23 protein-coding genes are annotated in these 24,696 nt (G+C 52.7%); 7 read left to right on the forward strand and 16 right to left on the reverse strand.

Features of this window, described 5'->3' with window-relative positions:
• Nucleotides 1-18 precede the first annotated feature (18 nt).
• The gene (gene asnB / locus ET33_RS08975) at nucleotides 19-1,893 is read right to left on the reverse strand and encodes an asparagine synthase (glutamine-hydrolyzing) (protein ID WP_036679524.1); all 1,875 of its coding nucleotides are present in this window, start codon (nucleotides 1,891-1,893) and stop codon (nucleotides 19-21) included.
• 179 nt (nucleotides 1,894-2,072) lie between these two features.
• Here asnB and ET33_RS08980 point away from each other — a divergent pair, with 179 nt between their 5' ends.
• A complete protein-coding gene (locus ET33_RS08980; RefSeq protein ID WP_036679527.1) occupies nucleotides 2,073-2,921 on the forward strand; it encodes a sugar phosphate isomerase/epimerase family protein in 849 nt (282 codons plus the stop codon).
• A gap of 257 nt (nucleotides 2,922-3,178) precedes the next feature.
• On the opposite strand, the gene ET33_RS08985 is transcribed toward ET33_RS08980, so the two are convergent.
• The 9 genes from ET33_RS08985 to ET33_RS38890 form a co-directional block, all read right to left on the reverse strand.
• The gene (locus tag ET33_RS08985; RefSeq protein WP_036679531.1) at nucleotides 3,179-4,054 is read right to left on the reverse strand and encodes a metal ABC transporter permease; all 876 of its coding nucleotides are present in this window, start codon (nucleotides 4,052-4,054) and stop codon (nucleotides 3,179-3,181) included.
• Nucleotides 4,051-5,013: a metal ABC transporter permease gene (locus tag ET33_RS08990; RefSeq protein ID WP_036679534.1), complete on the reverse strand. Its 963-nt coding sequence runs from the start codon at nucleotides 5,011-5,013 to the stop codon at nucleotides 4,051-4,053. Before ET33_RS08990 ends, ET33_RS08985 begins: the two co-directional genes overlap by 4 nt.
• Nucleotides 5,014-5,018: 5 nt before the next feature.
• Complete coding sequence (locus tag ET33_RS08995; RefSeq protein WP_010493741.1) at nucleotides 5,019-5,786, reverse strand: metal ABC transporter ATP-binding protein; 768 nt, start codon at nucleotides 5,784-5,786, stop codon at nucleotides 5,019-5,021.
• A 53-nt stretch (nucleotides 5,787-5,839) separates the two neighbouring features.
• The gene (locus tag ET33_RS09000; protein ID WP_051775219.1) at nucleotides 5,840-6,754 is read right to left on the reverse strand and encodes a metal ABC transporter solute-binding protein, Zn/Mn family; all 915 of its coding nucleotides are present in this window, start codon (nucleotides 6,752-6,754) and stop codon (nucleotides 5,840-5,842) included.
• Nucleotides 6,755-6,966: 212 nt separating this feature from the next.
• On the reverse strand, nucleotides 6,967-9,036 hold the full coding sequence (locus ET33_RS09005; protein ID WP_036679541.1) for a peptidoglycan D,D-transpeptidase FtsI family protein: 2,070 nt from the start codon (nucleotides 9,034-9,036) through the stop codon (nucleotides 6,967-6,969).
• Between the two features lie 41 nt (nucleotides 9,037-9,077).
• Complete coding sequence (locus ET33_RS09010) at nucleotides 9,078-9,800, reverse strand: HAD-IA family hydrolase (RefSeq protein WP_235206670.1); 723 nt, start codon at nucleotides 9,798-9,800, stop codon at nucleotides 9,078-9,080.
• Nucleotides 9,801-9,923: 123 nt separating this feature from the next.
• Nucleotides 9,924-11,084, reverse strand: a complete 1,161-nt coding sequence (locus ET33_RS09015; protein ID WP_036679548.1) for a transglutaminase domain-containing protein — start codon at nucleotides 11,082-11,084, stop codon at nucleotides 9,924-9,926.
• A gap of 41 nt (nucleotides 11,085-11,125) precedes the next feature.
• Nucleotides 11,126-11,566: a hypothetical protein gene (locus ET33_RS09020; RefSeq protein WP_081890256.1), complete on the reverse strand. Its 441-nt coding sequence runs from the start codon at nucleotides 11,564-11,566 to the stop codon at nucleotides 11,126-11,128.
• A gap of 82 nt (nucleotides 11,567-11,648) precedes the next feature.
• Nucleotides 11,649-11,804: a hypothetical protein gene (locus ET33_RS38890; protein ID WP_161783533.1), complete on the reverse strand. Its 156-nt coding sequence runs from the start codon at nucleotides 11,802-11,804 to the stop codon at nucleotides 11,649-11,651.
• Nucleotides 11,805-11,958: 154 nt separating this feature from the next.
• Between ET33_RS38890 and ET33_RS09025 the strand changes: the two genes are divergently transcribed.
• The 4 genes from ET33_RS09025 to ET33_RS09040 all read left to right on the forward strand — a co-directional run bounded on the left by ET33_RS09025 (nucleotide 11,959) and on the right by ET33_RS09040 (nucleotide 16,345).
• Entirely contained in the window at nucleotides 11,959-13,122 is a 1,164-nt protein-coding gene (locus tag ET33_RS09025) for an MFS transporter (RefSeq protein ID WP_036679552.1), read from the forward strand.
• A 420-nt stretch (nucleotides 13,123-13,542) separates the two neighbouring features.
• Entirely contained in the window at nucleotides 13,543-15,162 is a 1,620-nt protein-coding gene (locus ET33_RS09030; protein ID WP_036679555.1) for an S-layer homology domain-containing protein, read from the forward strand.
• A gap of 115 nt (nucleotides 15,163-15,277) precedes the next feature.
• Entirely contained in the window at nucleotides 15,278-15,721 is a 444-nt protein-coding gene (locus ET33_RS09035; protein WP_036679557.1) for an SMI1/KNR4 family protein, read from the forward strand.
• Nucleotides 15,722-15,985: 264 nt separating this feature from the next.
• Nucleotides 15,986-16,345, forward strand: a complete 360-nt coding sequence (locus tag ET33_RS09040; protein WP_036679561.1) for a toprim domain-containing protein — start codon at nucleotides 15,986-15,988, stop codon at nucleotides 16,343-16,345.
• Here ET33_RS09040 and ET33_RS09045 read toward each other — a convergent pair.
• The 6 genes from ET33_RS09045 to ET33_RS09070 all read right to left on the reverse strand — a co-directional run bounded on the left by ET33_RS09045 (nucleotide 16,342) and on the right by ET33_RS09070 (nucleotide 23,369).
• Entirely contained in the window at nucleotides 16,342-17,268 is a 927-nt protein-coding gene (locus tag ET33_RS09045; RefSeq protein WP_036679564.1) for an AEC family transporter, read from the reverse strand. The two genes, ET33_RS09040 and ET33_RS09045, sit on opposite strands and share 4 nt — an antisense overlap.
• A gap of 26 nt (nucleotides 17,269-17,294) precedes the next feature.
• Nucleotides 17,295-17,903 (reverse strand): SCO family protein, encoded by a 609-nt coding sequence (locus ET33_RS09050; RefSeq protein ID WP_036679569.1) that lies wholly within the window; start codon nucleotides 17,901-17,903, stop codon nucleotides 17,295-17,297.
• 92 nt (nucleotides 17,904-17,995) lie between these two features.
• Nucleotides 17,996-18,934, reverse strand: coding sequence for a heme o synthase (gene cyoE / locus ET33_RS09055; RefSeq protein ID WP_036679572.1), 939 nt, complete (start codon nucleotides 18,932-18,934; stop codon nucleotides 17,996-17,998).
• Between the two features lie 382 nt (nucleotides 18,935-19,316).
• Nucleotides 19,317-20,531, reverse strand: a complete 1,215-nt coding sequence (locus ET33_RS09060) for a cytochrome P450 (protein WP_063761626.1) — start codon at nucleotides 20,529-20,531, stop codon at nucleotides 19,317-19,319.
• Nucleotides 20,532-20,792: 261 nt separating this feature from the next.
• The gene (locus ET33_RS09065; protein WP_036679576.1) at nucleotides 20,793-21,626 is read right to left on the reverse strand and encodes a LytR/AlgR family response regulator transcription factor; all 834 of its coding nucleotides are present in this window, start codon (nucleotides 21,624-21,626) and stop codon (nucleotides 20,793-20,795) included.
• A 39-nt stretch (nucleotides 21,627-21,665) separates the two neighbouring features.
• Nucleotides 21,666-23,369, reverse strand: a complete 1,704-nt coding sequence (locus ET33_RS09070) for a sensor histidine kinase (RefSeq protein WP_036679580.1) — start codon at nucleotides 23,367-23,369, stop codon at nucleotides 21,666-21,668.
• Nucleotides 23,370-23,607: 238 nt separating this feature from the next.
• Between ET33_RS09070 and ET33_RS09075 the strand changes: the two genes are divergently transcribed.
• Both ET33_RS09075 and ET33_RS38380 read left to right on the forward strand, forming a co-directional pair.
• Nucleotides 23,608-24,438: an aldo/keto reductase gene (locus ET33_RS09075; protein ID WP_036679584.1), complete on the forward strand. Its 831-nt coding sequence runs from the start codon at nucleotides 23,608-23,610 to the stop codon at nucleotides 24,436-24,438.
• A 67-nt stretch (nucleotides 24,439-24,505) separates the two neighbouring features.
• Nucleotides 24,506-24,673: a hypothetical protein gene (locus ET33_RS38380; protein ID WP_200879193.1), complete on the forward strand. Its 168-nt coding sequence runs from the start codon at nucleotides 24,506-24,508 to the stop codon at nucleotides 24,671-24,673.
• Nucleotides 24,674-24,696: the final 23 nt, after the last annotated feature.

The raw sequence follows: 24,696 nt of genomic DNA on the forward strand, positions 1-24,696 counted from the left end.
TCCTCTGCGGACCTTAGCTTATTGAGCGTGCGCGAGCGTTCGGGCCGGCAGCTCCTCCATATAGGCCGCATGCCAAAGCGCGAACATATAAATCGTCCAAATGCGCCGGGCGTAATCGCCCTTGCCGCTCTGATGATTTCCGAGCATCGCCTTTACCGTATCCATCCGGATGTAATTGTCGATGCCGCTTGCCGCGATCTGCTCCATCACGACGTTTCCTTGCGGACCCTTCAGCCACTCGCGCATCGGCACAGGGAACCCGAGCTTCGGCCGATTCAAAATAAAGTCCGGAATAATGCCTTCCATCGCTTTGCGGAACACGTACTTGGTCGTGCCTTCCGCAATCCGGTATTTGGCCGGAATCCGGCGCGCCACCTCGTACACTTCTACGTCGAGGAACGGCACGCGCAGCTCGATCGAATGCGCCATCGTCATTTTGTCCGCCTTCATCAGAATGTCGCCGGGCATCCACAAGTTCATGTCGATATACTGCATCCGGGATACAGGGTCCAGATGCTTGCTTTTATCGTAAAATGTTTTGGCGATGTCGAACGGATTGCGGTATCGGCTCAGCAGCTCGCGGTCGGCCCGCACGATCTCGGCCTTCATGTCTTCGGTGAAAATTTTGGCGTTGCCGAGGAACCGCTGCTCCAGCGGCGTCGTGCCGCGCAGCACGTAATTGCGGCCGTAGACGCCGTTCGGCAGCAGCCGGGCCAGCGCGTGCAGCAGCCGCTTCACGCCGTGCGGCAGCCGCTCGATCGGCGCGAGCGATTGCGGCTCGCAGTAGATGCGGTACCCGCCGAACAGCTCGTCCGCTCCTTCGCCGGACAGCACGACCGTTACGTGCTCGCGCGCAAGCTGCGCCACATGGTAAAGCGCAATCGCCGAAGGGTCGGCCACCGGCTCGTCCTGATGCCAGACGGCTTTGGCCAAAGTGCCGAAGTAATCTTCCTTCGTGATGATTTTGTCGTAATGCTCGGTGCCCAGTGCCTGCGCGGTCTGACGCGCGATGACGGTCTCGTTGTTGGCCCCCTCGAAGCCGACGGAGAACGTACGGATCGATTCGATCTGGCGCATATGCGCGGCAATCGCCGTCGAGTCGATGCCGCTGGATAAGAAGCAGCCCCGCTCCACGTCGCTCTGCATATGGTGAACGACCGAATCCTTGAGCGCCTCGCGGATCCGCTCGACGCATTCGTCAAATGGCCGCTCCTCCGGCTCCAGCATCGGGTCCCAATACCGCTTCACCGACAATTCGCCGTCATACGATACGGTAACGGTATGTCCCGGCGGCAGCTTATGTATGCCTTGAAACATCGTCGCCGGCTCCGGGACGTACTGGAACGTCAAGTAGTTCAGCAGACTTTCCGAATGAATCGTCCGGGCGACTCCGGCGGCCAAAATGCTTTTGATCTCCGAGCCGAACAGGAATTGGCTGTTGTCGTGGTAATAATAGAACGGCTTGATGCCGAAATGGTCCCGCGCGCCGAACAGCTGTTTTTTCCGGCGGTCCCAAATGACGAATCCGAACATCCCGCGAAGCTGCTTCACGCATTCCTCCCCGTACTCCTCGTACAGGTGGACGATGACTTCGGTGTCCGAATGGGTTTTGAATTGATGTCCTTTCGCTTGAAGCGTATTGCGCAAATATTTATAGTTATAAATCTCGCCGTTGAACGCAATCCATACCGTTTCGTCTTCATTGGCGAGCGGCTGATGGCCTTCCTGCAAATCGATGATGGACAACCGGCGGAAGCCGAGTCCGATGCGGTTCTCACTCCAAAATCCAAAATCGTCCGGTCCCCGATGCACGATACAGTCGGTCATGCTTTTCAGTATGGACGGGGAAGGCTCGCGGTCTTCAAAATACATGACGCCGGTGATCCCGCACATTGTTTTTCCTCCTCAAGCGCTAAAAAATAGTCCGATACAACAGTATACCATATTCGTACGGGTTTCAGGAAATGGTAGGTTTCCGGCAAAAATCATGTCGCTTTTTCCGAGTAGACAGCTTGCGGAGCGGCGGTTTATGATGTGGGCGGGTATACCTTGTCGAAGGAGTGGACGAACGGATGATCAAAGGATTGACAAGAGCGGGCATCGGCGAAGCTGGGCCGATCGACAAGTTTGTAGAGCTGGCTTCCCGCTTCGGGTTCGGCGCGGTCGACGCGCACGGCCAAGAGCTGGAGGAATGGATCGCAGCGGCAGGCTTGGAGCAGGTGAGAGGCTTTTTGCAGGAGAAGCAAGTGCGCATTGGCGCGATCGGACTTGCCGCGGAGTGGCGGCAAAGCGAGGACGCCTTCCGGGAAGGCTTGCCCCGGCTTGCTGCGGAAGCGGCTGCGGCCAGCAAGCTCGGCGTAACCGCTTGCTGCACGTACGTGCTGCCGTCGACGGACGAGAACGCCGCGCGCTTCATGGCCGTCGCGACCCGGCGGCTGCGCCTTTGCGCGGACATTTTGGAGGCGTACGGCATCCGGCTCGGACTGGAGTTCGTCGGTCCGCATCATCTGCGCACGCGTTGGAGCCATCCTTTTCTATGGGATGCGGAAAGCATGCTGGAGTGGATCGATACGATCGGCAAAAGCAGCGTCGGCCTGCTGTTCGACGCCTACCATTGGCATACGACGGGAGGCACGGCGGCCGACATCGCCAAGCTGCGCGCCGACCAGATCGTCCATGTCCATATCAACGATGCCAAGGACGTTCCGATCGCCGAGGTGCTGGACAACGACCGGCTGTATCCGGGCGAGGGCGTCATCGACTTGACGACGTTTCTGCAAGGGCTGCACCGCATCGGCTATACCGGCGTCGTGGCACAGGAGATTTTGACGCCGCAGCCGCCGGCGGACACTGCCGAAGCGTTGGCCGCACGATCGCAGCATGCGTTTAAGCGCGTATACGAAAAAGCCGGGCTCGCCTAAGCCCGGCTTGAACTTGTTGAGAAAGTGGTCTTTTACAAAAATAGAGATGCACACGGAGGTGGGGTATGCACTGGAGGAGCGATAGCGTTCGCCTTTGTCCGCGGGAAATATCCGCTGCGAAGTGGCTTCAAATCAAAATTTCCTGCGGACCCGGGGTCCCCGCAAAGTAGTCGGATTAAGCTTCCCCGGTTCAACTTCACTTTGCGGGGTGGAGCAGCGACCGGAAGTGGATACCCCACCCCCTCATACCCTCTATATTACGCGACTGCGGCCTGCTTCCGTCTGAATTGGCGCCAGACGACGCCGTGCGTCGGCGAGAACAGCAGCGCCAGGATGAACAGCACGCCTGCAGCGACGATCATGCAGCCGGCGATCGAGGCGTCCAGCAGCACGGCGGCAAGGTAGCCGAATACGGCGCTCAGCACGCCGACTCCCATGCTGTAAAGGATCATGCGGCTGAGCTTTTCCGTAAGCAAATACGCCGTGGCGGCCGGCACGACTAGCATGCCGACGACCAGAATGGCGCCTACGCTTTCGAACGAGGCTACCGTCGTCATGGAGACCAGCCCCATCAGCAGGTAATGGAACAGCGCGACCGGAATGCCTACCGCAGCAGCCATGGCCGGGTCGAACGCGCAAATTTTGAACTGCTTGTAGAACAGTCCGATGATCAAAGCGCTGAGCGTCAGTACGATGCCGAGTCCCCAGACCGCTTTCGGACCGATATCGATCCCGTTCCACTCCACCGTTTCCCACGGCACATGAATAATTTCCCCGTACAGCACGCAATCCAGATCGAGGTCCACCTGCCGTGTATACAGACTCACCAAGACGACCCCTGCGGCGAACAAGGCGGTAAACACGACGCCGATGGAGGCATCGGATTGAACGCCGTTCTGATGAAACCATTGGATCAAGAACACCGTCACGAGGCCGATAACCGACGCCCCAAGCATCATCCAGAGCGAATCCCGCGAACCGCTGAACAGAAACGCCAGCACAATGCCCGGCAGTACCGAGTGGCTGATCGCATCCCCAATCATCGCCATTTTCCGCAGAACGAGGAAACAGCCGAGCAGGCTGCAGGAGCAGGCTACGAGCGCAGCCGTCAGCAGTATCCAAAAATCGTTCATGCCTGCCCCTCCTTCCGAAGCGATTCGCCTGCCGCACCGATGCCGTGCAGCTGCGGCCGAAGCTCCCGCTCGCTTAACACGCTCCGTTTGACAGCCAATCGCTCCAACAATTTGGCCAGCAGCCCCCGGCGCGGCGCGAACAGCACCGATACGACGAAGAAAAAGGTCGCGGCCAGCACCGTAAGCGGCCCGGTCGGCATATTGTTCGCCATGCCGCTAAGCAGTGTGCCGAAGAAGCCGCTGAGCGCTCCGAAGACGCCTGAGAGAGCTACCATGACGCCCAGCTTCTCGGTCCAATACCGAGCCGAGACGGCCGGTGTAATAAGCAGCGCCGACATCAGGACGACACCTACGGCCTGAATGCCGACGACCACGGCCACCACGATCAGAAACATCATGAATTGGTCGAGAAAAGCGACCGGCAGCCCGATCCCCTTGGCAAAGCCCGGGTCGAAGCTGAGCAGCTTGAATTCCTTGAACAACAAGGCGCAAATCATCGTCAGCAGCAGCGCCACAACCGCCATTGTGATGACATCCGACAGCACCATGGATGCGGCCTGCCCGAACAGAAACTTGTCGAGGCCGCTCTGGTTGCCGCTGCCGCCGTGCTGAATTTTGGTCAGCAGCACGATGCCGAGTCCGAAAAATACCGACAATACGATGCCAAGCGCCGTATCCTGTTTGATTCGGGAGTTTCGGGTAACATAGCCGATCCCGAAGGTGGCCGCCAAACCGGCGACAATCGCGCCAAGCAGAAAGAAAAAGATCGATTTCGAGCCGGTAAGCATAAAAGCGATGCACACGCCCGGCAGCGCCGCATGCGCAAGTGCGTCGCCCATCAGACTCTGCTTGCGCAAATAAGCGAAGCTGCCAAGCACGCCGCTGCTCAGGCCGAGCAGCATGCTCCCCATCAAGATCCACTGTGCGTTAGGATCACGGAACAATTCCAACCATGCCATGCCGCTCACCTCGCGTTCACGACGAGTGCGCCTTCACGCTGATCCAAAAACGCCAGCCGCCCGCCGTATGTTCGTTGAAGATTGTCCCGCGTAAATACTTCTTCCGCGGGCCCGATGCCCTGAAGCTCTACGTTCAGCAGAATGACCCAATCGAAATACTGCTTCACAGTCGCGAGGTCATGGTGCACGACCAGAACGGTTTTACCCTGTTCCCGGAGCTCGCCGAGCAGCGTAACGATCGCTTTCTCCGTAGCCGCATCGACACCGACGAACGGTTCGTCCATAAAATACAGCTTCGCATCCTGCGCCAGCGCGCGGGCCAAGAACACGCGCTGCTGCTGTCCGCCGGACAACTGGCTGATCTGTCTGTCAGCAAAGTTGGCCATGCCTACTTTGGACAAGCAATCCATAGCAATCTCCCGCTCTTTGGCACCCGGCCGCTTGAGCCAGCCTAAATGACCATATCGTCCCATCATCACCACATCGAGCGCGCTTGTCGGAAAATCCCAATCAACGGACTCCCGCTGCGGCACGTAGCCGATGAGCTTCCGCTGCTCGGCGTAAGGCTTGCCGTAAATCGAAACTTCCCCGGTTACGCTGGGAATGAGCCCGAGAGCCGCTTTGATCAGCGTCGATTTGCCGGCGCCGTTCGGTCCGACAATGCCGATCAATTTTCCTTCCGGTACCTGCAGCGATATATCGCGGAGGACCGGCTTTTTCTGGTAAGCTACAGTCATGCCTAGTATGGATAACGGTATCCGCTGTTCTTTCATTGGTTTCCTCTCCCCTTTTTCGTTGTCCGCTTCTCGCCCTCTCTCCCGGACTCTTATTTCAACGCTTGAACGATCGTATTAATGTTGTGCTTCACCATGCCGATATAGTTTCCTTCCGGCGTTCCTTCTTCCCCCATCGCGTCGGAGAACAGTTCCCCGCCGATTTGAATCTCGTGCCCTTGCTTTTTAGCTCCTTCGATGACGGCTTCAATCGATTTTTTCGGCACGCTCGACTCTACGAAAACCGCCTTAATCTTGTTCGCTACGAGGAAGTCGCGCAGGTCGCTGACGTCCTTGGAGCCGTATTCCGACGCGGTGCTGATGCCTTGAAGCCCCATCACTTTGATGCCGTAAGCATCCCCGAAGTAACCGAACGCGTCATGCGCTGTAACGAGTACCCGCTGCTTTTCCGGAATCGAAGCGATCTGCTCCTTTGCGAACTGATGCAGCTCCTCCAATTGCTTGATGTACGCCTCCGCATTTTTCTTGTAATCCGCCGCGTTCGCCGCATCGTGCTTGCTGAGCTCGTCGCGCACCGTCTCGGTCGCGCTGATCCAGTGCTTGACGTCGAACCATACGTGAGGGTCATGTGCTCCGGTTCCGTCCTCCATGCCGCGAAGCTTCGACTCCGGTATGTTTTTCGTCACGGCCACCGTCGGCTTCGTTTTCTCCATTTTCTCGAAGACGTCGGTCATTTTGCCTTCCAAATGAAGCCCGTTATAGAAAATGATGTCCGCCTGATCCAGCTTCTTCAGATCGCCTTGTGATGCTTTGTATAAATGCGGGTCGACACCCGACTTCATCAATCCGGTCACCTCGACGTGCTCTGCCCCGACCTGCTTGAGGATGTCGGCGATCATCCCGATCGTGGTCGTTATTTTCACTTTGCCAGGAGCGGCGTTCTCCTTCTCCTTAGACGCTCCGCACGCAGCGAGCGATACGGCAAGCGCGAGGAACATGATCGTCATAATAAATCGCTTGAACGAAGACGATAGCCTCGGTTTTGTTTTTACGTTTTTCAAAGTACCCCTCTCCCATCTCTCTAAATAAGTTGTATTAGTCCATTTTTATTTCCCCAAAGACTATATGTTTATAATATACAAATATGTTTACCAAGTGCAACATTTTTTTTATAAAAAAAAGAAATCCCCTCATTCGCGAGGAGATTTCCGGTGCTTTGCTATGGCGTTTTGGTTTCCGTCGGAGGCCCTTTCGGTTTTCCGTCCAATCCGTAATATTGATCGTAAGCGTCGAAGATTTTACGCGCGATCGGCGCCGCTCCGTAGGAGCCGAATCCGCCCTCCGGAACGACGACGGCGACGGCAAGCTTCGGATTTTCCGCAGGCGCGAAGGCGATAAACACAGCGTTGTCGATTTCTTTGCCGCCAGCCACTCTTTGCGTCGAGGTCCCTGTTTTTCTCGCAATCGTATACGGAAAATCATCAAAGCCTTGAATGCCGACCTGCAGCATTCCTTTGATCACGGCATCCCAATAAGCTTTCGGGAAGTCGGTCTGATCCAGCACGACAGGCTCGTCGAATTTCTTAAGTACTTGTCCTTTGTCATACGTCTCGATCCGGTCGACAAGCAGCGGTTGAAGCCGTTTGCCCCGGGTCGCCAGCGTTGTCGCGTACTGCGCCAATTGGAGCGTCGTATACTTCTCGTTCTGCCCCCAGGAGGCGAATACCATCCGGGATTGGGCCGTCTCTTTCATATTCGTCTTGTACTCGCTGATTCCCGGGGTCTCTCGCGGCAGACCACTGCCGGTAAGCACGCCCAGGCCGAACTTGGCCAAATACTGGTCCCAAATTTCTACGGCTTTGTTCGGGCTGCGAGTGTACAGCGCGTTGCCGATCAAAGCGGACATGAACGTGTTCGACGAGTGTTGGATCGCCCCTGTAGCATTGATCGATCCAAAGGCAGCTCTGCCGGAATTCGTCAGCTTGGAACTGTTGTCTTTTCCGTACGTAAATACGCCGGTATCGGTATAATACGTATTGGTCGTGAACAGCCCTTCGTTGAGCCCGACCAGCACCGAGAGCGGTTTAATGACGGAGCCCATATATACAATGGACGTAGGATGATATTTTTGCTCGTCCTCCGGGTAATCCGGATACGCGGTCGTGATCGTGCCGTTGTTGATTTTCGTCTGAACCTGCTTGTAGTCGGTATCCGAGAACGGATTGCTCCAGAAGGTCGGATCGTAATCCGGCATACTGGCCATCGCCACGACTTTGCCCGTATTGACCTCCATCGCTACGGCATAACCCGCGACGGCGTTGACTCCTTTGTTCGCGTACGGGTTGGAGCGGTAAGCCGGACCTTTTAGCGTCCCCAGGTGGTCCATGATCGCCTTCTCGGTGGCAAGCTGGACGTTCTTGTCAATGGTCAGGAACAGGTTGTTCCCCTTCTCCGGCGGGATGACCGGGGGCGCTTCCGCGCTGCCAATAATTTTCTGCAAGGCGTTGACCGGATACGACTTCACGCCGTTTTTGCCGCGGAGCTCTTCCTGGTACATCAATTCAATGCCGTCATAGCCGACGTATTCCCGGTCCAGGTAGCCTTCCGTCTTCGTTTTGTCCTTATAAAATTCAAGCCCGTTCTTCGCTTCTCTCGCCGTCGAGAACGGCCGCATGTACCCGACAAGCTGCACCGCAATCGTGTTCTCGCGATCGTATGTGCGAAGGCTTTCCTCCATGATCTCGATCCACTTCAGCTCGTCGCGATGCTCCAGAATAAATGCCATTTCCGCTTGGGTCAAGTCGGTCTTGATCCGTCTCGGGACCGAGTAATAGCTCGGTTTTTTGGCTGTTTCGTGCTGGTTCAAATCGAAGCCGACATCCATTTCCTTGATAATTTCCTCCGCGGTCGGCTGCTTCACGTCCTTGTTGCCGTACTGCGCGAAAATGTCCGCCAAGCGCTTGGCCAACGCGACCACTTGATCCTTGGGCTGATCCTGCTCGATGCGGAAGTACAGCGACTGCGCTGATGTCGTGTAGGCGATCGGGGCGTTTTTGCGATCGAAAATATTGCCGCGAATCGGCGGGATCGGCGTATCGGCATTGTTGATTTTGTCCTTTTCCGCCGACAGCTCTTTGCCTTCGACAAATTGCAGCATCGCCAGCCGCACGATAAGTACCGAAAACAGGAAAAACGTAAAGAAAAAGAACAGGTTGATCCGGGTCGTAAAATGACGGCGCTGGCTTCCGTCCTGCTTGCTTGAGTCGTCCATGCCGATAGGTTTCTTCATCTTGCTTGCGGCTCCTTCCTTCTAAAAATGGTTCCCCTATGCTACTTCGCATCCTGCAGCAGCTCGCGCAGGGAAAGAATGCCGTCCCCGGAATGATAATCGTATCGCTTGATCTTTACCGCATCGATGCCGACTTGCGCAGGAGCCCAAATGTCGTTGCGATCGTGATCCCCGATGTACAGCACATCTTCCGGTGCCAGCTTGGCGCGCTCCAGCGCCAGACGGAAAATCGCCGGGTCCGGCTTCTCCAGACCGACCTCCGTCGAGACGATAACGGGATCGAAGTGATGCAGGATGCCCTTGTATTCCAAAATCGAACGCAAGGTCGGCGCAAAGTTGGAGATGATGCCGAGCTGCAATCCTTTCCCTTTAAAGGCGAGGAGGCTTTCCTCCACATCCTCGAACAGCGCATACTGCTGCGGAGCCGTGAATAAGTCGTAGAGCTCGTGGCAGCAGACGTGAATCTGCTCTTCCGTCCATTTTTCCTCTTCGACGCCCAGTTTTTTCAAGATATAATCGTACAGCTTCATCCAGAAAGCCCGGTCCGATTCCGGTGTGCAAGCTTCGAACGGATCAAGCTGCTTCCCATAATAAAATAAACGAAAAGCTTCGGTAAAAAGTTCCCCGATTTGCTCTTGTCCCCGATGAAAAGACCGGCTCGCCAAAAACTGCTGCATGATGACCCTAGCCGCCGGAATCGTCATCAGCGTATCGCCGACATCGAAAAATATCGCTTTATATTGCGTTAACGGTTTGCGCTGCAACGATAAACCCACCTTTTTCAGACTCATATCTTCACAAGTGTATCATATTCGAGGAATTTATAGAAACGTACGGAAAAGGAAAAAACCGGTTCGTCGCTTGTGGCGGCCGTCCGGCTTCCGTTATTACGTATCTTTAATATGCGTGTCCTGAAAGCGGGGCGGATTGAACCAGTTGCCCCCGCTGGCCACCCAGGTGGAATCGAGCGGCACCCACTCTTTTTTCTCCCCCAGGTACACTTCGTTCCAGGCGTGAGGGCCGTAACCGCCCCGCCCGTCGTAACCGAGACCGGTCACAACCTTGACGTCCAGCCCCACCGACCTCGCCATGACCGCGTACAACCTGGAAAAGTCGATGCACACGCCCTTCTTCGTGTTAAACGTATCCTCCGGCGTCTGCTCTCTCCAAATGCGCTGCTCCTCGTACGCCTTTACTTTGTCCCAGTCATACTTGATACGCGTACCGACCCAGCGGTACAGCAGCTTGGCTTTCTCTTCGTCGGTCTGACCTTTGGCTGTCACCTGCTTGGCCGCTTCCGCGACATCCTGAGGAACGCGGGCATCCACGACCTCGTATTTCCGCTGTAAAATGTTGCCGAACTCCTGTTCTACAGCCCGCGTGAACACCGGGAGCTGGTTAGCAAAAAAGTCGCCCGTCATCGGCCGGATCACTTCCGTCGCCCCTTTCTGAAAAAGGGACGAATCTTGAATATAAGCGGCCACCGGCGTCTGCGGGAACAGCGTCGTGACGATAAACAGCACGGCAATCATAATCATCCCCCGGCCGAACCCAGTCACCGAGCCGATGATACCGCCGATCAGACTGCTGAGCAGGGAGGGAGAGGCGACTCGCCCTCCCTTGGCGGAGTCCGCATTCGTCCGTTCCGTCAGCCAATCGTCCACCAGCGGGTCAATAATGCGGTAAACCAGCTGCTTAATCAAGCCGTATCCCAAAACAAACAGGACGCTGAACCGCAGTAGGGAGAAATCGCGCAGAGCCGTTGCGGCGGTGTAATACAGCTGCTTCCAAAAGCCGAGCTCCTCGGACGGTATCGTCAGCCCCAGACCTACAAGCCACACCTGCAGCTTGGGCGATAGCCATGAAGTCAGCTCCCAAGCGAGAAACAGGCTGAGCAGCGTAACTGCCCCTTCCGTTACCATGAGTGCGAGATGCTTCGCGGAGGAGGACGCCCCGCGAAGTAAACCTTGTGCAATCGATACTACAAACAATACGGCGATAAGCACGGTAATCAAATTGATTTGCGCCAGCTTTGGCAGTTCGTTCACCAGCGTCCCCCTCCTTTCCTATCGAGATGTGTGCCGACGGCTTATTGGCCGGCGTTTTTCTTCGCCTGTTCGATGAATCCTTTCAGGACATCGTCCAGCTTCATCGTGAACGTTTGGTTCATAAAGGTAACCTGCACATCGCTAGAGCCGGGTTTGCCTTCAAGCTTCACGCTTTTGGTGCTAACAGTATACGAGCCGTCGGCGTTCTGGCTGTATTTCGCTTCTTTCACTTCGTCGGTAATCGCTTTGACCGCTTGATTTTTGGCTTCGGCGGCGACTTTCGCTCCGACCGTCGTACCCAGCTCCAAAAGCTGATCCTTGTAGCTGGCGCCATACCAGACAACACCTGCCAGTATCGCGAGCACGAGAACCCACTTGATGACGGTTTTCACCACTTTGACGACGAGAAACAGCACAATCAGTGCCCCGACGAGCACATACCACCGCTCGGATAAAAAAGCCGTCACGAAATCCACTTCCATCGCTCCCCTAAAAGTCCGTCTTCCATCGCTTATGTAAATCCCTTAAAGCGATTCTCCGCCCTTATCATACACCAGCTCCGCGTCACTCTTCATCTCTTTTTTTGCGGAGCTCGGCGAGCTTTTGTTGGATTTCCGCCCCTTTATCTTCTCTTCGCCTAGTTCGGCGTAACGATCCGAACAGCCTCCACAGCGCCAGCAGCAAGACGGCCACCAGCACGATTCGGATAAACAAGTCCATCCGGCATCCCTCCTTTTGTCAGCCGGAACCCACGTTTCTTATACGCTAAACGATCCGGCACGTTGCAAAAACTTGTACTATCCCTTTGCCGGCAGACGTAAACGTATAGAGTAGCGGTAGACGGACGAACCCCATTATGGAAAGAGGTGATTTCATGAAAACCGCCGTATGGCTCTATCTGTTCATGTTCGTCGCCATTTTCGACCTGCATGCCCAGTACCCGATTCTTACTCCGTTTGCCGTGTCGTTAGGTGCGACGCCTTCGTTCATCGGGCTAATTCTCGGGGTCTACTCGATCACACATTTGCCCGGAAACCTGATCGCAGGCTACGGCGTCGACCGCTATGGAAGCAAGGGCTTCATTGTGTTCAGCCTGATTGTAGCAGGAATCGTGCTCTTAATTCAATCCCGCGTCAGCGATCCGTGGGGACTGCTCGTCATCCGTTCGATCAGCGGCTTCGTCCTGGCGTTTCTATCGCCGGCCTGCTTGTCTCTGCTCGCCAAAATCGCAAAAAACCAGATTCAACAAAGCAAGCTGATGGCCGGCAACGGCATGGTACATACCATCGCTTCCGTGCTTAGTCCGGCGGCCGGCGCCTACCTGGTCTCGCAGCTTGGCTTTGCCAAATCGTTTACGTTTCTAGGATGGGGCCTTATCCTTACCGGCTTGCTCGCTTGGGTCGGGGTAAAGGAACAGCGAAGCGAGCGCCCCGCCAATGCGCCGATTGCCGAGGAACACGCCCTTCCTCCTGCTTCTCAGGAGAATTTACCGGTCTCCGGCCATGAAAACGTTCCTTGGCTTTTCTTCGTTGTTCCTCTTGCGCTTTCTTGCTCGCAAGGCATTTTGTTTTTCGAGCTTCCGTTGATGAAGGAGGCGAGCAGCTCCATCATGACCTCCGGCGTGTTCTTTTCCGTCATTTCCATGGGGTCGCTGGTGACGCTTAGCCTGTTGTTTTTGAACCGGATTTTCCCTTTTTATCGAATGCTGTTCGGCTGTCTGGCGCTGGCGTTCATTTTTTTCGGGATGTCCGTTCATTGGCCGCTGCCGCTCTACGCTTCGCTGTTTCTGATCGGGATGGCCAAGGGCGTCATTTTTCCGGCCATCGCATCGATGCTTGCGGCCCTTACACGCGCGGACCGTTACGGACGCGTCTTCTCGATTCTGTCGATTTCCTACTCGATCGGCGCCTTTATCGGCCCGATTGTCGCCGGGCATACACGGACACAAGTATCGCCGTATTTCCTCGCTTTTCTCTGCCTTATGCTTGCGCTCTCTCTGCTGCCTTCCCGTTCGTTCGCCGCTCCCGTGCGAGTTTGATACGATCTTGGGGATAAGGAGAGATTTGGGCCGTCCGGATGTCGGGCGGTTTTTTTGCTTTTCCAGATGAAATGAGAATCGTATCGATATTCCCAATTCGGTATTTTATAGGAATTTAGTCGCAAATTAATAGTACAAAAGTATCGATAAACGGTTCGTAACGCAACTTTATTTCTGTCTCTGCCGTTTAAGATGCCGAGATGTTTCACTGCGGGCAGATTTGGGTAATGTTCAAAGTGCTGCCGTAATGGATCATTCTGCCATTGGCGCGACGGACATAAATGGTTCTGTCCGATTCGAAAACATCTAACTGATATTAACTTATTGGCAGAAGGAGGTGAAATGCATTTGTCCAGGAAACCCGTTCAAGGCACTAGTAATAATCCATTATTCGTCAAGGAAGATAGGAGTGAAACCTGCATGAAACCTGCTGTGCTTAAAAAGACAGCACAAGTGACCGTACTGATGCTTATCATCTCTGTTTTGGTTCCTGTGTTGGCGTTTGCGGCTTCGGGATTCAAGGATTTGAAGTACAGTAGCGACGGTACGGTGACCGGTGTCGTATACTCCGACGTATACGACGTTAACGCTCAAGTGTATGCCTACGATCCGAGCGGAAATCGGGTAGCTGTAACCAATGTTACGTATGATACGTACGATGAAGTCAACAAGTTGTATATTTACAAACCATTTACGGTAACGGCCGGAGTATACGATTCCGTTTATCTCCATGGCTTGTACGTAAACGGCAAGGAAGTAACCGGGGCTGTTTACGCCCAAGTAAATCGCGATAAGGGCGACGGCAGTAACCCTGGCGGCGGCTCTACTTGCTGCTCCGGCGGCGGTGGCGGCGGTGGAATCTGGGGTTCGGAAATAATCAACGTGAACTCTGACGGTTCCGTCGATGCCGACCAACTGAAAAATTCGTTCAAGAGCAACGACAAAGTGACATTGAAGCTGAGCGGCGACATCGCCCTGATTCCGGCTAAAGCGCTTGTCGATTACGTAACGGATTCCAAGAAGACACTGGTCATCGTTAACGACAAAGGTGCTTACATCATTCCGCTCAACGCGCTGAAGCTGCAAGACTTGGCCAGCAAGCTGTCAGTAACGACGGATGAGCTGAAGGTGAAAGTAACGATCGCCAAAGCAAGCGATACAACGAAGGACGGCGTAGACAAGGCTGCTAAAGCGCTTGGCGGTACGGTAGCCAGCAATGCTGTCGATTTCGATATCGTCGGCCTTGGCAAAGATCAACAAACCGCTGCTCTAGACCTCGGCAACAACTACATCAGCCGGATTCTTCCGCTGAGCAAAGCTGTCGACTCGTCCAAAGCGACAGGCGTTCTTTACAACCCGACAACGGGTAAACTGAGCTTTGTGCCTGCTGTCTTCTCTTCGACGGATGGTAAAAGCGAAGCGACGTTGAAACGCAACGGCAGCAGCATCTATGCCGTAATCGAGTTGGATAAAACCTTCTCCGACATCAACGGCCACTGGGCTGAAAGCTACATCAAGCTGCTGGCTAACAAACTTGTCGTTGACGGGGTAACCGACACGACATTCCAACCGGAGCGCAATATTACCCGTGCGGAATTCGCAGCACTGGTTGTTCGCGCGCTGGGTCTGGATACGAACAGCGGCAGCAGCACGTTTAAAGACGTTGCAGCTAGCGACTGGTACGCAAGCGTTGTAGCAGCAGCGGCCAATGCGAAGCTGGTTGATGGCTACGAAGACGGAACGTTCCGTCCGAACGCTACAATCAACCGCGAAGAGCTGGCGGCTATGGTCGTACGCGCTCTGAACTATGCCGGTGCGAAACCGGACGTCTCGGCTGATAAACAAACTCAGCTGTTGGCGAAGTTCAAAGACGCAAGCAAAATCGTATGGGCGAAGAACGAAATCGCCGCTGCGATTGACGCCGGCATCATCGACGGCATGACGGACGACACGTTGGGCGCCCGCGATACGGCGACTCGCGCACAATCCGCAACCATGCTGAAACGTCTGCTCTCTAAAGCAAGCTTTATCAACAACTAATTGTTAACGCATCATGAACCACTCTCCATGAAAAAGGGCCGTTTCTTTTGTCTCTCGCAGACAAGGGCAACGGCCCTTTGTTAACGAATGTATCTTCCTCAGAAAAGGGGACAATATGGATTTTAATGAATATATGACGTTTGTCAGAAAATGCAGTCAAGAGCCCATCCAAGAGCTTACTGAATTAGATTTTCATGAATTAGAGAAAACTTTAGGTACAAAATTGCCAGTAGAGTTTAAATCCTATTATTTGGAGCATAATGGAAACCATTCTGTTCCAGATGAATGTTATTTGTTTTTCCCGATAAAATATGGATTTTCTATCGAACGTCGATTAGAAGTTTATGCCAAACAAGGTATTCACTTCGGAAAAAAGATACCGTTTGCCGGGGATGGATATGGACATACTTATGCTTTGTCATTGGAAGATAACAGCTTTGGAAAAGTACTATTTTTGCAGCATGAAAACGAAGATAATCAGGAATATGAGGTCGTTGCAAATAGCTTTTCTGAATTTTTAATTTTTTTTGTATCAAAAGGAAAGACATTTGTAAGGTAAACTGATTGGCCTTAGTTTCCCTAAGATTGCCCCGCCGTCCATTACAGACGGCGGGTTTTCTATATCCGTCTTACGCCTCGTCCTCAAGCTCCATCAGCCTGCTTTTCCTCTACCATTCCGAACGACGCTTCTGTCGTTTCTTCTACCGTAACAACAGCCGGTTTCCGACATTTCCTGGGAAATGTAAACACGAAGGGATTGGATCGTACAGCGAAAGGGGATATACTACAAGAAAGAAATTCATTGCAGGAACGGAGGCCATCGATGTCTATCGCGATTATTGTGGAAGGAAAGAACGACAAAAGCAGGCTTCGCCGCTTGCTGACAGAGGACATCATCATCGTTTGTACCTTCGGATCGCTGAATACGGATCGTTTGGAAGAGTTGAAGAAGAGGATCGGAACGTGCGATGTGTACCTGTTTACGGATAATGACCCCTCGGGCAAAAAAATACGCGCCATTCTCCGGGATACGTTTCCGGATGCCGAACAAATTTATACGCGGCGCGGCTATGCCGGCGTCGAAGGCACACCAGACGAGTATCTTATTCAACAATTGGAAAAGGCCGGGCTGGAGGAGTTTATTATCTATCCCCCGATAATCCCGACCTTTGAGAAGTTCTAACCTATAAATTTTATCAAATAAATAACCAGCGTCACCGTAAAAATGCTAAATATCGTCGAAGAAAACACGGCTTGTGACGAAAATTCCGGCTCATTGTCGTACTCGACGGCAATGAGTACGCTGCTCAACGATGTTGGCACTGCGCAGGACAGCACAAGCGCCTGCGCCATGACCCCTTCGATCCCCATTAACATGACGATCAGAAAGCCGACGGCCGGGCCCACACAGAGCCTCAGTACGTTTGACAGCAAGACATCCGTCAGGTTGAACGTCCATTTCATGCTTCCCAACTGTACCCCGAGCGTCAAAAGAGCGGTTGCAATGAACGCATCCGACACATAATTGATCGGCGTATACACCGGTCCCGGAATAGGAATGTGCAGCCCCTTCATCAAAAAGGCGATCGGAATGATATAAATGACCGGCAGCGTCAGGATCGTGCGGAGCGTCTGCCTCATGTCGTTGCGCTTAGAGGCATTGACAGCATAGATGCCGTATGTATTCGGCAGCAGGCTCTGCATCATCATAATGATGATCTGAATCGACAAGGTGAACGCGTCCCCAACAAACACAAGCTGATTGAGCGGAATCGCATAGTTCGCGCTGTTGTAAAAAATAACGCTGTTGCGCATCGCCGGGATCATGCCGCCCTTATATCCCCGCAGACGGATCACGACTTCCATCAAAAGAAACATCACGGCAAAAAATAAGACGAAAAACAGCAGCGTTTGCCCGAGAACAGCCAGCGACAGCGACGATTCATAAAGCATTTTGAATACGAGCGCTGGGGAGAATAAGTAAAAATTTAATTTGGAAAGCGTCTTGATATCGAGCTTGAATGCTCGGTACAAAATGACGCCTATCGCAATCATGATAGTCAGCGGAATGACATTATTGAGCAAGATGTGCGTAAAATAAGTCATGTCAATTGGGTACCCCTGCCGCTTGCCTAGGATTCCTTGCTAACCTGAATCAAATCGTTTGCGATTCTTTCGATATCGATATTTTCATCGTTGCCCGAATAGTAGGTACGCACGTCACCTTTGCCGTCGACCAGCAAAAATAAGTTTGTATGCGTAAAATTGCCGGTTTTCGGGTCTTTAGCTACAAGGACGTCAAATTTTTTGGCAAGGTCTGCCGTATAGGCCTCGTCGCCGCGCAGGAAATACCAGCCCTTATAATCCGGATGAAAGCGACTGGAAAATTCCTTGAGCCGTTCAGGCGTATCTCTCGTCGGATCGAAGGTAATGGAAAGAAGCGCCGTCTTCGTGCCGAATACGCCTTTTTTCACCAATACGTCCTGAATTTTAGACAGGTTGTAGGTCGTCGGCGGGCAGACGTCAGGACAATACGAAAAATAGAAATAAACCAGCTTCGCTTTTCCTGCCGTATCGGCCAACGTTACCGTCTTGCCGTCCAAGTTTTCCAGCTTGAAATCCGGCGCCTTCTTAAGCACCCCGATTTTTTTCTCCGGACCTTTCACCAGCATATAAGCCAATGTTGCGATCAAACCAACCAGCAGTACCATGACGACGACTTTAAAACCGGTTTTCTGCATACCATCGCTCACCTTCCCATTATTCAAAAAATAAATCCCAAGGCCGGGGCCAAGGGATTGTTATCCACCGTTTTGCACCGTCCGCGAATACCCTACGGTAAAGGAGTGGTGCTGATGACCATGATGATATACAGCAAGGTCAAATAGTTAATAGAATAAATAAACATTTTTTTGGCCCATTGCACTTCATCCTCCGCTTTGAACCCTTTCAGGCTCAAGAACGCCCAGTACAAGCCCATAAGCGTTGCCGCGAAGAAGTAAAGTGGTCCTACGAAACCAAGCCAGTACAGCAAGAGCGAAACGGGCACGAGCAGCACGATATAACGGATCATCGCCATCTTGGTAATATACGTTCCTTTAACAACCGGCAGGAGCGGGAAACCGGCGGCGCGGTATTCTTCCATCCGACGAATGCCAAGCGCCCAGAAGTGCGGCGGCTGCCACAGGAACATAATGCCGTACAGAATAAGCCCCGCGGCATCGATCTGTCCCTGAACGGCACAATAGCCGAGCAGCGTAGGCATTGCGCCGGAAAAGCTGCCGACGAACGTGCTCCATACGGATGACCGCTTAAACCATGCAGTATAAATCCAAACGTAAATAAACAAACCAAGTAAACCGAGCAGAGCCGTGAGTGGATTCGTCAAGAACCACAGCACCGATAGGCCAATAACGCCGAGCACGATGCCATACCATAATACGGTTTGCGGAGCAATGGTGCCTACTGCGGTGGCACGCTTTTTCGTCCGGGTCATCTTCTTGTCCATGTCCCGGTCCAAATAGTTGTTCAGCACACAACCGGACGCCATCACCAACACGGTGCCGAGCAGCATATATATCAATTTATCCCACTGGATATGCCAGCCGGAAGCGACCCAAAAGCCGCCAAATGCCGTAATCGCGTTGGAAAATAAAATGCCGGGTTTGGCAAGATTCACAAAATCTCTCCACGTAGCCGGCGAGTTGGCAGCGGTATCCGCCTCAACATCTGTCGTCTCTACGCCCATCCCCAAACTTGCCTGTTTTTCCACCTCTATGCAACCCCCTTGTGTGAGGAATTCGAAATCGATTGTGATTTCCTTCACTCTTAAAAAGTCTTCTTTATCATAACAACCTACGAACCTTTTGACAACAACGGATGGCGTTGTTCAAAATATTGTCGAATCCCCCATCAAGAGACAAGACAGATTGTGCGCTTGTAGACGCCGGGCATTGCACCGTATATTTTTTTGCATATCATCGGAAAATACAAGAAGCGGCGGACTGTCCGGATCTGCCCGAAAAACATACGCAAAAAAATACCTCCGGCAAAAACCGGAGGCAAAACGTGAACTACATAGGAACCCTCAACGTTTCCTTGCCGAACGCTTGTGGTCTTTCGGCTTTTTCGCCCGGTAATAACAAACGCTCGCGCTACCGCTCAACGCGGACGGGAAACTTGGCAAGAAATCCTCTCTGCCCGAGGTTTTCGCTCAAGCTCCATTGTTCGGGCAAAATCAGCCGGGAATACCGCTTCATGAACTCGGTCAAGCCGATGCTTGCTTCCATCCTCGCGAGGGGTGCACCCAGACAGAAATGCGTCCCTTTGCCGAATGACAGATGCTGCTGATTATTCGGCCGGTTCAGATCGAACTGCTCCGCTTGAACAAAATGCTCCTCATCGTGGTTGGCCGAGCCGATCCACGCGATAATCGATTCCCCTTCCTTCATTTCCGCACCGAACACATTCGTATCCTGCGCAACTCTGCGCATCATGAACTGGGCGGGCGAGCGATAGCGCAGCACTTCTTCCACCGCCTTCGGGATGAGCGATAACTCCTTCCTGAGCAGCGGGTAAGCGGCTGGCTGGTCGATTAGGAAGCAATAGAACGCATTGGAGATCAGTCTCGTCGTCGTCTCGTTCCCGGCAAAAAGCAACCCGATACCAAAATAAATAATTTCTTCGTCGCTCAGACGCTCCCCTTCGAGCTCGGCGATCGTCAAATCCGAGATGATGTCATCCGTCGGACGGCTTCTTTTTTGCCGGATGATAGGCAGCAAGTAGTCAGCCATTTCCTTCAGCGCCTGCGTCCTTTCCTTCACGCTTTCGGCATAGGTGTCGCGGCTGCCCGGTGAGATAATTGCATCCGACCACAGCTTGAATTGCTTCCAATCGCTCGCCGGAACCCCCAACAGCTCCGCAATAACGGTCACCGGCAGAGGAATGGCCAGATCGTAGACAAGGTCGATCGTATCCTGCTCCCGGATTTGATCCAGCCAATATTGCGCCACCGTGGCAATTCGCGGTTCCCATGTCTTAAGCGACTTTGGGGTGAACGCTTTGGCAACCAGACCCCGTCTTTTGGAATGCAGGGGAGGGTCCATTGAGGTCAGGCTTCTTTCTTCCTTACCTATAACCGGGAACGACGACAGCTTCCGGTCGTTTTTGCTTGAAAACAAATGATAATCGGACAATACCCGCTCCACGTCCCGGTATAAAAAAACATTCCACACCTTTTGCTTCGGATCGAAATAGACCGGATGGCTACTTCTCATCTCCCGATACCACGAATACGGCTCGAACCGATGCTCCTCCGTACTGAACCCGGTAATCTCATCGGGGTAAACGATCTTTTCCACAACCTCCACTTTTACCGCTCCCTTCGTTTTTTTCAAACAAAAACAACGACGGACGAATGATGGATATGCCATGATGAAAGATGCTTTAAAACAAAAATATTAAGCAATGAAAGTTTATGCATGGATAATTATATTAAATTATGTTATATTTGTAAATGTCTTATTTGAGCGGAACCTCTCTGGAGTTTGGCGGCAAATCAAAAACGCCCCGGAAAAACCGGGACGCTGCGTTATGAACAGTCTATGGGCTGCGATGAGCGGAACGAATTCTTACTGCCTTAACACCGCGTCCTGTACGCCTTTTTCTTCCGCCATCAGCTTACGGGCACGCTCAAAATGGCTAAAGCAGCTGCGGCTTAGCGTCAAGGATTCAGGTACGCCATGCAGCAGGATTTCGTAATTGCCCGGCGTGATCAGATCGGCGCAAATTTTTTGAATATATCTCACGTTGACCAGTTGGCTCTTGTTGCACTGGAAGAGAAGCGGCGAAGTCGCCGCATTCAGCTCCTTTAGGGTGGAGGAGGTATGAATCGTCTGCACCGAATTCGAATCCGTCCATTTGATCGAAATGTGCTTGCAGTCCTTGGAGATGTAAACAATTTTCTCCTCCTTGACATAAAGCTCCCGCTGGATGTTTCGCCCATCCAAATCACAGATTTTTTGCTTGAAGCGGATCAAGCGTTCGTCGTTTAATTCGGCTGCGGGCGATTGCTTTCTTTTCTGCGTCAAATGCTTCTTGGCCTTCTCCAAGCTTTTCTTGAACCGTTCGGAGGTTACGGGCTTCAGCATCAGGGAGAGCGAGTCGATTTCAAAGCTTTCCTCCGCATATTTCATGTCCGTGAGCGCCGTAACCACAATAATGCAAGGATCGTACCCCTTCGCCTTAATCAGTCGGCAAGCCTTCAGACCGGAAATATCGTCCAGGTTAATATCCGTAAGGATGAGGTCCGGCTGCAGCTCGATATACTTGTCCACCAGCTTGCTTCCCGACGACACCGTATCGACGACGATGAGATGATGTTCTTCGGCGAATCGAATTAAAAGCTGCTTTTGTGCAAAATCGTCTTCCGCAATTAAAGCGGTCAGTCGTTCCCTTTGATTCAACGTTCGGTTCACCACCTTATGGATCGTTCATTGGATTGTCTAAATGTGGATTTTGAACATAAACGTAGCGCCAGCGCTTTCAAAATCTTCTACCCAAAGCTGCCCCTTATATTTTTGCACCAGCTCTTTGACCACTTGCAAGCCTAAGCCTTCGTGCTTGAGTTTCGTAGAATAACCCGCGCTTAGAAGCCCGGGCAGCTCCTCATCGCCGATCCGCCTCCCGCGATTGGATACTTTGAAATACAGCAAACGCCCTGCGGTCCAAGCGGACACTTGAACTAGGCGCTGCTCCGCTGGCAGCTTCACGGTCTCGTCAAACGCATTGGATATTAGATTGGTTGCGATGCGAATCAAATCGAGCGATTTCTCCCCGTTCAGCTTCAGATCGCCCGTTACGGCGATGTCGTGCTCCAGCTTCACCTTTTGCTTGATCGCACTGCTGAAAGCGAATTGTACGATGGCTGACAGCGTCGGATGCCGGATCACAACGACATCTTGAATTTCAACCACTTCCTTCACCCATGCTTGCGTTACTTTCTCCAGCTCGTCGTATTCTTTCTTTTGCACATGAGCATGAATCGCGTTGACAATATTGCCGACATCGTGATTTAGCCCCCGGATGGCCGTAAATAAGCTGTTCATATTTTCAAGATATATTTTCTCGGCGGAAATAACAGCCGCTGCAAGCTTGCTTCTCCGGATCAAGACCAGCACGAAAGCACCAAGCATCAGAAAGGACACGACGCTGATCGTCAGAAGCCGCTCCGATTGCCGGTCAAGCTCGTTCTGAATATAGCTGTAATCCGAGACAAGGCCGACCACTAAGGGCACCCCGGTTTCGATAGGCACAAAACTTTTAATCACGTCGCTGCCTTGAACGCTTGCCTGATAGCTGATCGTCTTTTTTTCCCGGTGTGCCTGTCCGACCATCTCCACATCATCGCTCGACCGCATGGTATACTGCCCAAAATAGATCTGACGTTTCGGATAAGGAATAATCAACCGATTATTTTGCTTGACTTCATAAATTCCTTTTCCGATACGCTCGGCATTGAAGCCTGTGATTTCGATCAGGAACGGTTTTTCTTTCTGCAGACGCTCGATCATGTCCATGTAAGAAGCCAAGGTCACATATTCCTCCATATCCTCCTGTCTGTAGTACGGGTTGATCATATAGTCGGTCTGGCCATCATGATAGTATCCGAATTTATGGAGCACGGTCGGGTCCGAGGATGAAACGTCCACCGGTCCGGACCAATAATGGGGAAGCTTATAGCCTTCGGAAATCGATACATTCTTACCGTCCAGCAGTTGGTTGAAGGCGAGAAACCAAAAATCGGCAAATTGTTTGGAAGATATGTTCCGTTGGGTGGGATTGGAGGAGCGCATGGCTACGATATCGTCTCCCTTACGCTGAAATAACGTAATATCCGACACGCGCAGCTCCTTGCTTAGTTCCGTCAACTCCTTATTGCTCACCTGTTCCAAGCGCGGGGGCAGCTTGCTTTGCGCGAGCATGGCCGCCAGACGCAAATTTTGCGCCAGCAGCTTTTCGGCATAGTCGACGGACCGCTGAGAATGCTCCAAATAGATTTTGATACTGCTCGAGATACTTTCCACTTCATTATAGTGATTGTTCATCAGCATCTGTTTCGTCGTATAATAGTAAATGACGTTGCTCAAAGCGAGCAGACACGTTACAGGCACGACAAACCACAAAATAAAGGACGTCCGAAGCTTCATGTTTATTCCTCTCCCTGCCGATGTAGTGCGGCCAACGTTCTAACAGAAACAAGAAGGCAATACACATGATTACCGTTTCGTTCTAATATTTTCCTTAACTTACATAATAAACGCTTTATTACCGGCGTTCAATAACGAAGTTTTCCAATCGGCGGACGGCCCGGGCGAATTTTTCGTTCCGCATTCGATTGTGTTATCATGAAATAGATTGAAATTTGTCCAAGGAGGGAATTTGAACATGACCGCGATTCAGCGAAACGACACTACGGTGTTGAACAATGGCGTCCACATGCCATGGCTCGGACTGGGCGTCTGGAAAACCAAGGAAGGCGACGAGGTCGTCCAAGCCGTGCAGCATGCGCTGGAAGCCGGTTACCGCTCCATCGATACGGCTGCCGTCTACGGCAACGAAGCCGGGGTAGGCCAAGCGATTCAAGCCAGCGGCATTCCGCGCGACCAGTTGTTCGTCACGACGAAAGTATGGAACGCGGATCAAGGCTATGACAGCACGCTTCGGGCTTTCGAGGAAAGCCGGCGGAAGCTGCAGCTCGAGGTCATCGACCTGTACCTCATTCACTGGCCGGTGAAGGGCAAATATAAGGAAACTTGGAAGGCGCTCGAAAAGCTGTATAAGGACGGACTCGTCCGGGCGATCGGCGTCAGCAATTTCAAAGTGCACCATCTGGAGGATCTGCTGCAGGATAGCGAAATCGTTCCTGCGGTGAACCAAGTCGAGTTCCATCCGCTTTTGATTCAACAGGAGCTGCGGACGTTCTGCAAGGAGCACAAGATCCAGCTCGAAGCTTGGAGCCCGCTGATGCAGGGCAATCTCGATCTGCCGCTGCTGAGCGAGCTTGCGAACAAATACGGTAAAACGCCGGCGCAGATCATTCTCCGTTGGGATTTGCAGCACGGGGTGGTCACCATTCCGAAGTCCATTCGCGAAAGCCGCATCCGCGAGAATATCGACGTCTTCGACTTCACTTTGTCCGACGAGGATATGGCGCGTCTGGACAGCCTGAACCAAGACCGTCGCTTCGGTCCGGACCCGGATCATATTGATTTTTAGTTCGGGAAGAGCCCTTGTGAATCGAGGGCTCTTTTTTGCATCCGCGTACGAAAGGAAGATGTTTGGAATGGTGTCGCTATCCCCGGTACGAGACATACAAAAGCTATCTGAAACCGATATTTCCGGTCTTATTGCGCTATCCGAATCGGTCGGGTGGGATTATGCCGAGCCCGAGCTGCGAACGGTGCTCCCGCTTCCTTTCGGGCTGCATATCATCGCTCCCCAATTCCAATAAAAAAATCCGTCACCAAACATTCG

The organism is Paenibacillus tyrphae (assembly GCF_000722545.1).
GTDB classification, from domain to species: domain Bacteria; phylum Bacillota; class Bacilli; order Paenibacillales; family NBRC-103111; genus Paenibacillus_G; species Paenibacillus_G tyrfis.